Genomic DNA, 242 nt, shown 5'->3' with positions numbered 1-242 from the left:
GAGGCCGTGGTGAAAACCGTGCAGCGCTCGGGCTTTGCCAGCTTTCTGTACCTGGAGGTGCTGGACGCTTCGTTCTCGTTCGACGGCGTGATCGGCGCCTTCGCCATCACCAAGGACGTGGTCATCATCATGCTGGGCCTGGCCATCGGCGCCATGTTCGTGCGCTCCATGACGGTGTACCTGGTCAACCGCGGCACGCTCAACCAGTACATCTACCTGGAGCACGGCGCCCACTACGCCAT

General features: G+C 62.4%; 1 protein-coding gene. It reads left to right on the top strand.

Going from position 1 to position 242, the window contains the following annotated elements:
- A partial coding sequence (locus HA630_RS01205) for a DUF475 domain-containing protein (RefSeq protein ID WP_166832136.1) occupies nt 1-242 on the top strand: 242 nt, incomplete at both ends.

The sequence above is a fragment of the Aquabacterium sp. A08 genome, from assembly GCF_011742065.1.
The sequence above is the reverse complement of the archived record's forward strand: the minus strand, read 5'-3'. Positions and strand labels throughout refer to the sequence as shown.